Annotated in this window: 10 protein-coding genes; 7 read left to right on the top strand and 3 right to left on the bottom strand. The window is 57.2% G+C overall.

What is annotated here, in order from left to right; translation table 11 throughout:
- Window position 1 precedes the first annotated feature (1 nt).
- The 3 genes from ELE36_RS06870 to ELE36_RS06880 form a co-directional block, all read right to left on the bottom strand.
- Window positions 2-1,648, bottom strand: a complete 1,647-nt coding sequence (locus tag ELE36_RS06870; protein WP_129832368.1) for an IPTL-CTERM sorting domain-containing protein — start codon at window positions 1,646-1,648, stop codon at window positions 2-4.
- A gap of 319 nt (window positions 1,649-1,967) precedes the next feature.
- On the bottom strand, window positions 1,968-2,552 hold the full coding sequence (locus tag ELE36_RS06875) for a hypothetical protein (RefSeq protein WP_129832369.1): 585 nt from the start codon (window positions 2,550-2,552) through the stop codon (window positions 1,968-1,970).
- A 130-nt stretch (window positions 2,553-2,682) separates the two neighbouring features.
- Entirely contained in the window at window positions 2,683-3,285 is a 603-nt protein-coding gene (locus ELE36_RS06880; protein WP_165371515.1) for a GNAT family N-acetyltransferase, read from the bottom strand.
- 268 nt (window positions 3,286-3,553) lie between these two features.
- Here ELE36_RS06880 and ELE36_RS06885 point away from each other — a divergent pair, with 268 nt between their 5' ends.
- From ELE36_RS06885 to ELE36_RS06915, 7 genes are all read left to right on the top strand, one after another.
- Entirely contained in the window at window positions 3,554-3,913 is a 360-nt protein-coding gene (locus tag ELE36_RS06885; RefSeq protein WP_129832371.1) for an MmcQ/YjbR family DNA-binding protein, read from the top strand.
- Window positions 3,914-4,106: 193 nt separating this feature from the next.
- Window positions 4,107-5,396, top strand: coding sequence for an ergothioneine biosynthesis protein EgtB (gene egtB, locus ELE36_RS06890; protein WP_242512379.1), 1,290 nt, complete (start codon window positions 4,107-4,109; stop codon window positions 5,394-5,396).
- The gene (gene egtD, locus ELE36_RS06895) at window positions 5,393-6,379 is read left to right on the top strand and encodes an L-histidine N(alpha)-methyltransferase (RefSeq protein WP_129832372.1); all 987 of its coding nucleotides are present in this window, start codon (window positions 5,393-5,395) and stop codon (window positions 6,377-6,379) included. The genes egtB and egtD overlap by 4 nt, the downstream gene beginning before the upstream one ends.
- Before the next feature lie 91 nt (window positions 6,380-6,470).
- Window positions 6,471-7,907 carry a MocR-like pyridoxine biosynthesis transcription factor PdxR gene (pdxR, locus tag ELE36_RS06900; protein WP_129832373.1) on the top strand — a complete coding sequence of 479 codons (1,437 nt, stop codon included), beginning with the start codon at window positions 6,471-6,473 and terminating at the stop codon, window positions 7,905-7,907.
- A gap of 141 nt (window positions 7,908-8,048) precedes the next feature.
- A complete protein-coding gene (locus tag ELE36_RS06905; protein ID WP_129832374.1) occupies window positions 8,049-8,936 on the top strand; it encodes a helix-turn-helix domain-containing protein in 888 nt (295 codons plus the stop codon).
- Window positions 8,937-9,376: 440 nt separating this feature from the next.
- Window positions 9,377-12,190 (top strand): TonB-dependent receptor domain-containing protein, encoded by a 2,814-nt coding sequence (locus tag ELE36_RS06910; RefSeq protein WP_129832375.1) that lies wholly within the window; start codon window positions 9,377-9,379, stop codon window positions 12,188-12,190.
- 130 nt (window positions 12,191-12,320) lie between these two features.
- Window positions 12,321-13,940: a tetratricopeptide repeat-containing sulfotransferase family protein gene (locus ELE36_RS06915; protein ID WP_129832376.1), complete on the top strand. Its 1,620-nt coding sequence runs from the start codon at window positions 12,321-12,323 to the stop codon at window positions 13,938-13,940.
- The last annotated feature ends 90 nt before the right edge of the window (window positions 13,941-14,030 follow it).

Consider the following 14,030-nt stretch of genomic DNA (forward strand, 5'->3'; position numbering starts at 1 on the left):
TTCAGCGTCGTGTTCGCGATGCCGGTGATGTTTTTTGTCGACGCCAGCCGAGTAATCCAAACAATCCCACCATCAATCCCATTGCCCAAGTCGACAGGGTTGGGACTGGCACAACCACGGCAGCTACGCGCGGTACTTGGAGTTCAAACGCGCCAATATCGGGACCGGTGCCGGAGCTGCGCGCAAAGGTTGTACCGCGTTGATCGAAGGCGAGGCCTGCGGTGTTGTTGCCGACATTGAGTGCGCTACTGCCAGCAATCAGTGCATGAGTTTGCGTGTGTAATTGCGTCGCGACACCACTATTGTCAGCCAACGCCTGCAAGTTTGGATCGACCGTGATTGTGCCTGCCGGCGTCGCAAGACCGGAACTCAAGATCAGGTTGTTGGCACCGCTGATCGTGGCGGTATCCGCGCCGGCAATATTCGGGTCGTAGCCGTTACCCGCGTAGCCGGTGTTGTTCGATACGATCGTGCTTTGCAATTGCGTTGCATCGACCAGATACAAACCACCAGCGCCGACATATTTCGCATCATTGAATGCGACCGTGCTGTTTTGCATGGTCAGCGTAAATCCGGCGAGTGCCGCACCGCCAAGACCATTTGCGGTGTTGCCGGAAATGGTGCTGTTGGTGACTACCGCCGGATCCGCAGAAATGGTGGCGCCTTGCAGGAAAGCCGCGCCGCCGCCGTAATCGGCGGTATTGCCGGAGATGGTCGAACCGCTGATTGTGGCCGCAACCACACTCATAATGCCGCCGCCCTTGCCGTATCCCGCGTAATAACTATCGTAAGGAGCACCAGCGGCGCTATTGCCGGAAATCGTGCTGTTGGTGATGGTCAAGCCAGTAGCACCATACGCGCCCCCAGCTGTACCGTCGTACTTGTTGCTGACGACCTGATTGCCGGAGATCACGCTGTTGGAAATGGTGAGATTGGCTGCAGCCCATACCGCGCCGCCGCTGGCATAACCACCGTAATCGTAGTTGTTCGACAGCACGCTGTTGTTCACAGCTACATTGCCAGAGGAGAACACCGCGCCACCCGTGGCGAAGTAGCCGCCGTACGACGCGTTGGTCAGCGTGATGTCCTGGATCGTGAGCGTGCCGTAACCAAAATGATTGATGATCGAATCATTGGCATTGCCATCGATCTTGAGGTTGGCTGGACCCGAACCCTTGATCGTCAGGTCGTCAACGGCGGTCACAATCACGCCGGTCAGCAGGGTGATCGTACTGCAACCGGAGGTGCTCAAATCAATTACATCACCTGTTACCGCATTGGTGATGACATCGCGCAAGGTGCCGGTGGAACCGTCGTCAAGACAGCTCGTTATTCCAACCGTGGTTGCTGGGCGTATCGCATGCGGAACCGCGTGCAGGGCAAAAAAAGCCGCGCGACCTTTGCTGATTTTTGATTTCAGGTTGGCGGCAAACTTGGTGCCATGATGCAGGATCTTGGCGTTGCCATCCTTGTGATGCAAAAAGTGCCGCAGAATAATTCTTGATGGGGTCGAATGCCCGGGGTCTTGCAGCTGCGATTCTGCGGCAAATGCGCTACCGGCAGAGCCAGCGGCGATCGCGATCGCCAAACAGGCGGCGAGTGGTGTCAGGCGCACTGACCGCGAATGATGCGAAGAGTGTTTATTCATGCTTGCCCCCTGTTAGCTGAAATCTTGGAATTTGTATGTTTGCTTGTCAGCGCTGGTGAAGGTATTGCTCATTCCCCGCAGCTGAAATTCCGAACTGATGCAAGCGAAAGCTGCCATGCTGAGCATGGCTGCCTATCCCCAAAGTTAACACCTGTTCAGGAATGTGTCTACGCAACATGCGCTGAACGCCAACAAACCTCATGAACGACACTGGATCATACCCAACTTTCCGCGGACTCCCGGGAGATATGTTTGCAAAGGTTCGTAAAGAACTGCCCGGTTGCGAGCAGGATCCCCCAAGCAAATGCTTCAAGTTGATTCAAGAATTCACGGCAGTTGTCGATGCTTCTAGTTTCGTTGGCGTTTTTCGCAGATCCTGTTTCAACTGCGCACCGGTGAAGTAATACACGCGCAAATCCAAGCCGCGCGCGCTCTTGCCGACATAGATGAAACCGCTGCGCTGCCAGATCGGCGTGCGGAATTTGCTGACCTTGGCGTCGTGCACATCGAGAAAACGCGGGTTTTCGAGTTCGATCAGAATCCCGATACACGGGAAATCGTTAGACCGCGCGTAACTTCCCAGGCCGCGCTGCGCGGCGCGGAGCATGATCGATACCAGTCGTGTGGTTCGCCACGCCTCGCCGACGAAACAACGGTAGTGATACATCGGCTGGCCGAAGCGCGGCAACGTCGACGCGTACGCCGTGCACACCGCGACGATCTGGCCGGACTCATCGCAGGCATGGGCGACAACCTCCTGCAGCCGCGCCGATGCTTTTTCTGCGTCCTTGATCGCACCCTCGCGACGCCAGAAGGCAAGAATCAAGTCGCCGTTTTCAGGGCTCAGGTTTTGCCAGTCGTTGACCACTCGAAAGCGCGAGTTGCTTTCGTCGGATACAGTCATGTCGGGTGCGGTCATGGCGCGCAGAGCTCATTGTGGATAAGCGCCGATGCTAGCGTTTTCTGCCCATGCCGTTAAGTCCACGCAGCAATGGCGATGGCATCGCTCTTGTGAGCGTCTGCGCCAGACACGATCAAATCGCGATGGTGACGCGCATCAGTCCTGGATCGTCATGCGCTTGCGAATGACGCGTGAAACCGAGAAATTCGCACAGCTCCAGCATCGCGCCGTTGTCGACCAGCACATCGCCCCACAGCTCGACCGCGCCATGCTTGCGGCATTCCGCGATCAAGCGGCGCATCAGCAGATCGCCGAGGCCCTGACCACTGAACTGCTTTTGCACGATCAGCGCGAATTCCGCACTCAAGGTGGCGGGGTCGATGTGCGCACGTGCGACCGCGCGGATTTCCTGCTCGGGCGTGCCTTCTGGATCGATCAGCACCAGCACCACAGCGTAATCCGCATCGACATCGCACAAGTGCAGGGCATACTCGTCGCTGAGCCCGGTGATCGGATGCAAAAAACGCGAGCGCACTTCATCCGGTGTGAGTCGATTGAACCCACGCTGCAGTGCCGCGACATCGCTCGCGCGGATCGCGCGTAGCAACAACGGCCTGCCGTCCTTGGTGATGATCTTGCGGCTACGCACGCGTGGAGAATGGTGTGCAGTCGGCGGCACGGGCGCACTGTGACGTGCGCGCGGCGGTGGACGCTTGCTGCCTGGGACATGAGCCATGATACGCGCCTGTATTGCGGAGGGCGTTGAGTTTTTCATGTGCACAGCGTGGCGCAAATGGTTGGAGCAGGCTATCTAATTCCGCTAGTCGGCGTTCAGCTTGACGCGATGTGCGGCTCATTATCGTCAACCGGGTTACGATATCGACAGCGGCCAGGCGGCGGTACCCTGATGCCGCCGCCAATTTGGGGAACCTTCGCATGAAAACCACGCGCATCGCGCACGAAATTATCCGTGCCATCCTGCAAATTGCCGGGACGATTCATTGATGGATGCCAGCGCCCTGGAAAAACTCTGCGCCGATTGGCCGGGCGTCACCCGCAGTATCAAATGGGACGATGATCTGGTGTTCAGCGTCGCCAGCAAGATGTTCGTGATGTTGTGTCTGCACGGGCCTGATCGCGGTCGATTGTCGTTCAAGGTCGAGCCCGAGCGTTTTCTCGAACTCAGCGATCAGCCTGGCATGATGCCTGCACCGTACATTGCACGTGCGTTCTGGATATCGGTGGTAGAGCCGCAGCGATTCGGCGACGCCGTGCTCGCGACGCATGTGCGGCAATCGTATGCACTGGTGCGCGCGAAACTTAGCAAGAAGATTCAGTCCGGGCTTGCGGCGCTGTCGGATTGAATAAACGAGCTGGCTTGTATCGCAGCGCTGTTCACTTGGGCTTCGCGGTTTTCATGTGCGCTTGTACGTTTTGCTTGATCGCCAGTTGCGAGAATGTGCGTGATGCAAAATTGTCCAACTTGGCGAGTTGGTTTCAGTTCATTCGACACCACTCTTTCTAGCTTGATCCCGATCCACAAAATCAGATTCGCGTATGCCGACCATGACCGTTCCGCTGACGAATGTTTTTGCCGCTGCGCACGCTGAAACGCTGGCATCGCGCTATCGACGTATTCGCGCCACTACCCGCGCCCTGTGCACCACGCTGCGCGCCGAAGATACCGTGGTGCAATCGATGCCCGAGACCAGCCCGACCAAGTGGCATCTCGCGCATACCACATGGTTCTTCGAGCAATTCGTGTTGAGCCGAAATCCGCGCTACACGTCGTTGCATGCCGACTGGCTGTTCCTGTTCAACTCGTATTATCAGTCGATCGGGCCGATGCATGCGCGTACCCAGCGCGGCTTGCTGACGCGGCCGACCTTCGACGAAATTCTTGAGTATCGCCAGCGCATTGACGAGCAAATGCAAACACTGCTGCAGACGAGCGAGGCGGATGTCGAGTTGCGGCAACTTGTACTGCTGGGATTGAATCACGAGCAGCAACATCAGGAGCTGTTGCTGACCGATATCAAACATGCGTTTTCGCTTAATCCGCTCGAGCCGGCATTTCGTGTAGCACTCGCGCCACGCGACGGAGCTGCACAGCCTTCGCGCTGGATACATGGCGATGAACGCATCGTCGAGATCGGCCACGCAGGTGATGAATTTGCATTCGACAATGAAGGCCCGCGCCATCGCAGCTTGCTGCAATCCCACGCCATCGCCGATCGGCCGATAACCAATACCGAGTTCGCCGACTTCATCCGCGCAGGCGGATATCGCACGCCGACCTTGTGGATGGCCGAAGGCTGGGCGACCGTGCAGGCGCAGAGCTGGCAACGACCGTTATATTGGTCGGACGATTTGCAGAGTTCGTTCACGCTCGGCGGACGTATTGCGTTGAATCCGCACGCGCCGGTTTGCCATGTGAGTTTTTTTGAGGCCGATGCATTCGCGCGCTGGGCCGGTGCGCGGCTGCCGACGGAAGCGGAGTGGGAAACCGCGGCTGCGGCACAGCATGCGCCGGTCGGCAATTTTCTCGACAGCGGTTATCTGCAGCCGCAGCCTTGTGCGGATGCGCCAGACCACGCCGATGCGCCGCGGCAGATGTTCGGTGATGTCTGGGAATGGACGTCCAGTCCGTACGTGAATTATCCGAGCTATCGGCCGATGTCTGGCGCGCTCGGCGAATACAACGGCAAATTCATGTGCGGTCAATGGGTGCTGCGCGGCGGTTCGTGCGTCACGCCGGCCGACCATATTCGCGCGACCTACCGTAATTTTTTCTACCCCGCCGATCGTTGGCAGTTCATGGGTTTTCGCCTCGGGAGAGATGCATGATAGTTCCTGCCCGTCATCTGCCTGGACACGGCATGCCGCCATCGGATCACGCTGCGATGCTGGCCGATGTGCGCGAAGGTTTGCAGCGCACACCGAAGCGATTGTCATCGAAATATTTCTACGATGCCGAGGGTTCTGCGCTGTTCGAAGCGATCTGCGTGCAGCCGGAGTACTACCTGACCGGCGCCGAGCTTGCGATCATGCGCGAACACTCCGCCGCGATTGCCGCGGTGCTCGGGCCATCGGTCTTGCTGATTGAATACGGCAGCGGCAGCGGCCTGAAAACGCAATTGCTGCTCGCGCAATTGGTGGAGCCTGCGGCCTACGTGCCGGTCGAAATTTCGCAGGCGGCGTTGCTGGAAAGTGTCGCGCGTCTGGGCGAAACATTTCCGCAGATCGAAATGCTGCCGCTCTGTGCGGATTTCACCCAGCGCATCATCCCGCCACGCAGTGCAAAGCCGCCGCAGCGGCGCGTGATCTATTTCCCCGGCTCGACCCTCGGCAATTTGGAGGCCCACGAAGCGCTCGCGCTGCTGAGCAAGATGCGCGATGAAATGGGCGAACACGGCGCCGCACTGATCGGCATCGATCTGAAAAAAGACAGCGCAATCATCGAAGCCGCGTACAACGATGCGGCAGGCGTGACTGCGGCATTTACCCTCAACATGCTCGCGCGCTTCAATCGTGAACTTGGTGCGGATTTCGATCTCGCACAGTTCAATCATCGCGCCCGCTACAACTGCATGGCCGGACGAATCGAAACACATATCGTCAGCCGCTGTGCGCAGACGGTGCACATCGCCGATCGACTGTTCAAGTTTGCCGCCGATGAAGCGATGTTGGTCGAATACAGCTGCAAATATTCGCTCGACGATTTCGCGCGGCTCGCCGCGCGTGCCGGCCTGCGCGTGAAAAGTATCTGGATGGATGCGGAGCAGCAGTTCAGCCTGCAATATCTGGTGCGCGCCGAAGCACAAGCCTGATTCCTTCAGTGCAACTAAATATCACCTGAAGTTTGGGCCAGCCCTGCTTTTGCGCGATGATTGAAGAATTCGAGAGCAGAAGAACGTCAGCATGTTGTTGCGGCCCATCACATTTGTGCGTCAATCCGGTTTGCCAATTGCAACGCAGATTTATTTGTCGTTGCGTACTTCGCTTTTGAATGGCGAAATTCCGGTCGGAGTGCGTTTACCTTCCACGCGTGACCTCGCTACACAACTCGGAGTATCGCGCACTGGCATCGTATCCGCGTTCGAGCGACTGGTAGCCGAAGGTTACCTGACCAGCCGCGTTGGTGACGGTACTCGAGTGAGCGAAATCCAGATCGACAAGACCGCTCCTGCGGTCGAAAACGTGGCGCCTGCGCGTCTGTCGAAAATGGCGCAGCAAGTCATTCAAACCAGTCCGCGCGGCATCATGCCACTATTGCCGTTTCGGCCCGGCACACCCGCGCTCGAACTTGCTCCGTTGGAGTTGTGGGGCAGGGCAATGCGCATGGCATGTCTTGAAGCAAAACCCGATGCTTTGGATGTGAGCGATTCGCTCGGCCTGCCAAAGTTGCGACAATTGATTGCGGAACGCCTTTATCGCACGCGTTCGATAGTCTGCGAGGGCGAGCAGGTGGCGATCGTGTCCAGTTCACAGCAGGCCTTTTACCTGATCGCGCGTCTATTTCTGGAGCAGGGTGACGAGGTCTGGCTGGAAGACCCGGGTTATTTCGGCGCACGTCGCGCGTTGTTCGCGGCGGGTGCCAATATTGTTCCGGTCCCGGTGGATAAGGATGGTCTCGACGTTGTGCGTGGCATGCAGCGCGCACCGAACGCAAAGCTGGCCTACGTCGCGCCCTCGCATCAATTTCCGACCGGCTACACGATGAGTCTGGAGCGTCGTTTGGCGCTGCTGGCGTGGGCGCAATCCAGCGATGCGCTGATCGTCGAGGATGACTACGACAGTGAGTTTGTGTTTGAAGGTCCGCCGCTCGCCGCGCTCTACAGCCTGAGCAAACATGCGCGCGTGATGTACATCGGCACATTCAGCAAAACCCTGTTCCCGGCGGCGCGGCTGGCGTATGTCGTATTGCCAAAAAATCTGGTTGAACCGTTTCGTTGCATCCGTCGCGTTACCGATGGATTTACGCCGACGCTGCTGCAACATGCGGCTGCGCGCTTTCTTGCTGAAGGACATCTTGATCGACATATCCGGCATGTGCGCGCGGCCTACGCCGAGCGTCGGGATGCGCTCATGGATGCGGCAAAACTGCATTTCAATGGACTGGCAAATCTGGTCGTCGTACCCACCGGGCTGGATGCTGTGGCGTGGTTGCCTCCGCATGTTTCCGATCGCGCCGTGGCCTCGGCGGCGCACAAGCAGGGTGTGGAAACTTTTTCATTATCGCAGTTTGCGATGGAACCCATCGCGCAAGGCGGCTTGGTGCTTGGTTTCTCGGCGTTCTCCGCCGATCGAATTCATCTTGCGGCGAGTCAATTGGCCAAGGTATTGGCAACGTTTTGAACTAGCCTGCATGTCGAATGGTATGCAACTTTTGCACAGAATGGATCTGGTTCGAGTCCAATCGAACGACTAGATTAAGTGAAGCGTCGTCGATCGCCCCGAATCCGACGAAGCGTGCCCTTCATTTTTTCAGAGACAGTCGTGATCGAAGTCAAAGCCGCGCGCATTCCTCCGGGTCGCTACGTCACTCTCGCCCAAGCTGGCGATGGGCTCCAGAGCGATTGGAATACCGGCATGCAAGTGTTGCTGTGCGATCGCTACTCGCGTGTGGCCGTACCTGCGGGAGTAGTGGGGCTCTGGTGTCCGCTGAGTGCTGGTATCTGGATTGAAGCGCTGGGCTCACGAACCTTCGTCAAGAAGGGCAATGGCTACACCTCCGATGCGGAATACGCGCATGAGGTGAGCATGCCGATGCACGGCGCGAGCATAGCGATTCTGGCCCGGCATGCGGTATGGGCAAAATTCATGGCGATGTATTCCGGTGAGATAAGTCAGTTGCCGGCGGTATTTCCAGCCAGCCAATCTATGCCTGTGAGCATGCGTCTGGCGTTATTGCGTTTGACACGTAGTGCGTTGCGATCTGGAGATACGTTGGAAAGATTGATGGGTGATCGATTTGGTCAGGTGATGTTGCAAATGCAGCAGCATTTCTCGCCTTTTATCCAGCGTTGTCCTGGTTCATCAGCGGCACGCAAACGGCAGATTTTTTCGCGTCTGCAACGTGTTCGCCATCTGATCCAGACCAGCCCGGCCAAGGATGTCGATATCTCGACGCTGGCAATTCTGGCCAACTATTCTCCGAATCAACTGATCAAGTTGTTCAATCGTGTTTTTGGTGAAACTCCTTATTTTAGTTTGGTGCGAACGCGAATAGAATTTGCTCGCCGCTTGATATCCGAAACCAATATGGATATCAGCGAAATATCCCGCGCCAGCGGTTTTGAAAATCGAACCAGTTTTGCACGTGCTTTCAAGATTCACTCCGGCAGCACTGCTTCGTCATTCCGTTACGCTGCCCGGCGCGCCTGAGCAACAACAGTTCAACGCGAACTTGTCAATCTGTTGTTTCGGAATCGGCCTGCAAGCTACTGTACCTAGATCATTTTATTATGATGCTGGCATCTGTCGTTCGCATCTGTAATTTTCTCTGCACTTATCAGCAACCCGGATATTTTTTGAAAAATAGCATGCAGCGAGGTAGCGGCTCGCTGCATGCCGGTTATTGCGACTAGTCCAAAAGTCACCCCGTTGGAGGGTGTGGTTATTATCTATATATGAAACTGTTGATGGCAAAATAAATGTGCCGCATATGATAAAAAAACAATCTTTTATTTGAATATAATATAAGCGACAAATTTTCGCGATTTATGCATCATGCGCGGACGATATTTGTACCTCACAAATAATTTACATGGGCTAAATTTCTCGGGCCGGGAAGTCCGGAACAAAACCTATTTGGAGAGGCCAAAATGCTCACTCACACGCTTTCGCAATCGATCCGCCAAGCCCTGCGCTCGGGTCGCCATTACGGAGCCTTGCTCGCTGTCCCCGCGTTACTTACCGGTCTGCCGGTCAGCGTTCTCGCGCAGGATGCGGGCAACGCGTCCACATCACAAAAACTCGAAACGATCGAAGTCACGGGATCACGCATCCGCCGCGTCGATGTGGAAACCGCCAGCCCGGTGCTCACCGTGGATCGCGCCGCGATCGAAAAAAGCGGCAAGCTCACCGTCGGCGATCTGGTGCAGGAATTGCCCAGTATTTCCGGTAACGCCGCCACGCCGGCCATGAACAACGGCGGCGGCACGGGCGGCTCGTTTGTGTCGCTACGCGGGCTGGGCACCAACCGTACCTTGATCTTGGTCAACGGTCATCGTGTGGTCAACGCCGACATCAATGTTATTCCAAGCAACCTGGTCGAACGCATCGAAGTGCTGACCGATGGCGCATCCGCTGTATATGGTTCGGATGCGATCGGTGGTGTGGTCAACTTCATCATGCGCTCGAATTATCAGGGCGCAGAATTAACGACCAGCTACGGCATTTCGGACAAGGACGACGGCGAACGCAAGGCATTCAACCTCACCTTCGGCCAAACCTCGGACAAGGGCAGCATCGTCGGTGGCATCGATTACAACAAGTTCGATGGCATCCTTTCCGGTAACCGCGACTACGGTAAGTTCGCTTTGACCCTCGGCAAGAAACAGCAGGCAGATGGCGGTTTCCCCGTGACCAAGGGCGGCTCCGTTGCTTCGCCATCCGGATTCATTTCTGCGCCGCAATTTTCCGGTTGCGACAGCGCCGGCGGCACCTTCGACAAATCCGCGGCAGCAGCCGGCGGCATTCCCGCGCACTTTCGCTGCTTCCAGAGTGGCACGTCCACCAGTGAAGGTGATACCTATAACTACCAAGCGATCAATCTGATATTCACGCCGCAAGAGCGCACCAATGCCTACGTGCTGGGCAACTATAAACTCAGCGATAGCGTAGAAGCCTATATGAGCGTGTTCCACAACAAGACCACATCGGAAGCACAGCTCGCGCCGCTGCCGCTGGATCTTTTTTCCGCACAGATCACGCTTGATGCCGGCCAGCCCTACAACCCATTCGGTACGCGCCTGGGCTATCTTGGCGACGATGGGCAGAAGAGTGATGGCTCGCAGGATCTGGCGATTCGCTTGTCAGCGCTCGGTCCCCGGATCACCCATTTCACTCAGGTAACCGATCAGGTGATCACGGGCTTCAAAGGTAGCCTCGCCGATACCTCATGGCAGTGGGATGCGAATCTCAACTACGGTCATCAGAGTGTTCTCAATACGTTTTTCGGTTCGCTGGCGTCGGGCGATCTGGCCAACAGCGGATCGTTCTCGGCGAGCTGCATTCCGAATAGCACGGCCAAGGGTGGCTGCATCAATATTTTCGACCAGAATGATCCAAACACCGCGAAGATTCTCAAGCAATATTCGGCGGCGCCATTCACTAATACGTTGAACACCTTCCGCCAGGCCGAGTTCAATATCAACGGCAATCTGTTCGATCTGCCAGCGGGCACGGTCAGCCTCGCCGCGGGCGGTTCGTATCGCAAGGTGTACACCAATATTAACGTCGATTACATCGCCAAGGCCGATCCGGCCACGGGTAATTGCGCGGTGCAGATTTCGGCGTGCGGCACGCCGTTCCAGGGTGGCTTCAGCGTCAAGGAGGTGTATGCCGAAGTTCTGGTTCCGTTGCTCAAGGATATGCCGTTCATCCATACCTTGAATCTCGATCTCGGCGATCGCTATTCGGATTACAATACCTTCGGCTCGACCAGCAATTGGAAGGCCGCTCTCGAATATCGCCCGCTCGAAGACCTGTTGCTGCGTGGCACCGTATCTAAAGTTTTCCGCGCGCCGAACACTACTGAACTTTTCACCGGATTGACCGATTCGTTCGACAATTATTCGAAGCCGGTGGGTTCGAGCTCGATGTTCAAGTCGAAGAATAATAGTCAGGTGCAGACGTTCTTCGCTGGCGCCTCCGTGCTAGGCAAACCATTGCTGCCGGAAATCGGCAAGTCGTTCGACTTCGGCGTGGTCTACGATCCGCACTGGCTCGATGGGCTTTCCGTCAGCGCCGATCTTTGGCGGGTTTATCTGGCGAACAACATCACGCGTCCGACCGGGCAGAGCATTGTCAACTTCTGCGCGGCCAATCTCACCAGTCCGTTCTGCGGCAACATCACCTTTGCCGGTGGCCAGATTTCGCAAATCAATACGGTTATCCAGAACTTCGGCCGACTCGATACGCGCGGCGTGGATTTCGGCATGAAATACCGCTTGCCGGAAACCGCATTCGGCAAGTTCAGCGTGTCGCTGGATACGACCTACACTGCGCAGTACGACAACCAGTTGACGGTGAAAAATGCGGATGGAACCAGCACCACCGTGGCTGATCATGCCGCCGGCACGTTCGACGCGCAGTTCGGCAATATCGCGCGCTGGCGCGGCTTGGGCAGCCTGAACTGGAGCTACGGTTCGTTCTCCGCTGGCTGGACCGCGCGCTACATTGGCGGTGAAAAAGTGCCGCTGATCGGGCATGTGGGCGCATGGACGCAAAATAACGTGACCTTCGGTTACAACATCGCGCCGCTGAATACGCGGATCGATGTCGGCATCGACAATATCGCCGACAAGCAGCCCACGTTGTATTACACCAACAACGTTACCAACGCCAACGTCGACGTAAATACTTATGACACTATTGGTCGGTATTATTTCGCGCGGGTGAGCGTGAAGTTCTAATAAAGGGTCTTTTTGCGGAGCAGCGTTGTTTCTCCAGGAGCAACGTCCAAGCCAGCCGCGCGGTGCGAGCCGCGCGGTTTTTTGTGCCTGATACAATGGCCGAATCCTTTTCCCGCGATGAGATTCCGGCATGCCCGTCAAGCAAAAATCGCAGGCCGCCACACGCTTGCAGGGTTTGACTCCGTACGCCATCCAGCAGGTGATCGCTACGGCAAATGCGCTCGAACTCGGCCGCATCAACGATGCCGAACGCCACATTCAGGGCGCGCTGGCGGTGTTTCCGCATCATCCTGAAATACTGCGGCTGCTGGCTGCGATTCTGCAAATGCGTGGCCAGCTCGCGGATGCGGTCGCGACCATGCAGCGCGCGGTGTCGCTACGTCCGCTCGATGCCTTGTATTACAACACTCTCGGCGGCGTGCTCAGCGACAACAACGATAACGATGCCGCGATCGCCAGCCTGCGCCGCGCGTGCGAACTCGATCCGGCGCTGGCCATCGCGTGGTTCAACCTCGGTCTGGTACTGATGCGTTGCGCGCGTAGCGAAGAAGCCGTGGCCGCGCTGCGCCAAGCCGTTGTATTGGCGCCCAGCCACACCTCGGCGCGCGTGATGCTGGCGGAAATGCTGCGCGCCAGTAATCGAATGGACGATGCCGCCGCTGAGTTTCGTCGTGTGATCGCGATGCGTCCCTTTACCGGCCCCGCATGGTGGGGATTAGCCGATCTGAAAACGGTGAAATTCAGCGATGCCGAAATCGAGCAGATGCAACGCGCAATGCAACATCGCGATGCCAGTGACGACGATTTGATCGCGCTCGGATTTGCGCTGGCACATGCGCTCGAACAGCACGACCGGCTGGCCGATTCGTTACGCGAAATTGCGAACGCCAATGCACGTGCGCGCAATCGCCGAATATGGAGTGCGGCAGCACATTCGGCACAACTCGATGCGATCCTGCAAACGTTTTCGCAGCCGCCGCACCCGCCGCACCCGCCGCAGCCGGCTGTGCCAGCGGCCTTGGGCGAGCAGGTGATCTTCATCGTCAGCATGCCGCGCTCCGGTTCGACCTTGGTGGAGCAGATTCTTGCCTCGCATTCGCAGGTTGAGGGCGCTGGCGAATTGCCGGATCTGCCTGCGGTATTGAATGAAGAATCGCGACGTCGGCAGCAGCCGTTTCCATTGTGGGTGCCGCAGATGCAGCCGCACGATTGGCAACATCTCGGCCAGCGTTACCTCGAACGCACCGCGCACTGGCAACAACAGCGCGCACGCTTTACTGACAAGTTGCCGAACAACTGGCTCTACATCGGCGCGATCCGCGCGATGTTGCCGGCGGCAAAAATAATCTACGTCCGGCGCGATCCGCTGGAAACCTGTCTGGGCTGTTATCGGCAGAATTTTTCCGCGCACGAATACACACGCACGTTTGCTGATCTCGCGGCCTTCTGGCGCGACTTCGATCGTGCCGTACGCTATTGGCGACAGGCGGCGCAGAGTCACGTGCATGAAAATGTGTACGAAGATCTGGTCGCCTACCCCGAATCGAAAATTCGCGAACTGCTTGTATTCTGCGACTTGCCGTTCGAGCCGGCGTGCCTGGAGTTTCACAAGACGCAACGCGAAGTACTCACGCCGAGCGCGGCCCAGGTGCGCGAGCCGCTGCGCCGTGATACCGCGCGTGCCAAGCGCTACGGATCACTGCTCGATCCGCTGCGTCATGCATTGCAGTTGGATGCGTTCTCCGAGTAATTCTGTTGTTGTCGTCTGGCGCATTTGCAACTTCAGGCGACGTCGAAAATCCCGTGCTCGCGATATCGTCGAATAGTAGTTAACCTGCGT

The organism is Pseudolysobacter antarcticus (assembly GCF_004168365.1).
GTDB lineage: Bacteria > Pseudomonadota > Gammaproteobacteria > Xanthomonadales > Rhodanobacteraceae > Pseudolysobacter > Pseudolysobacter antarcticus.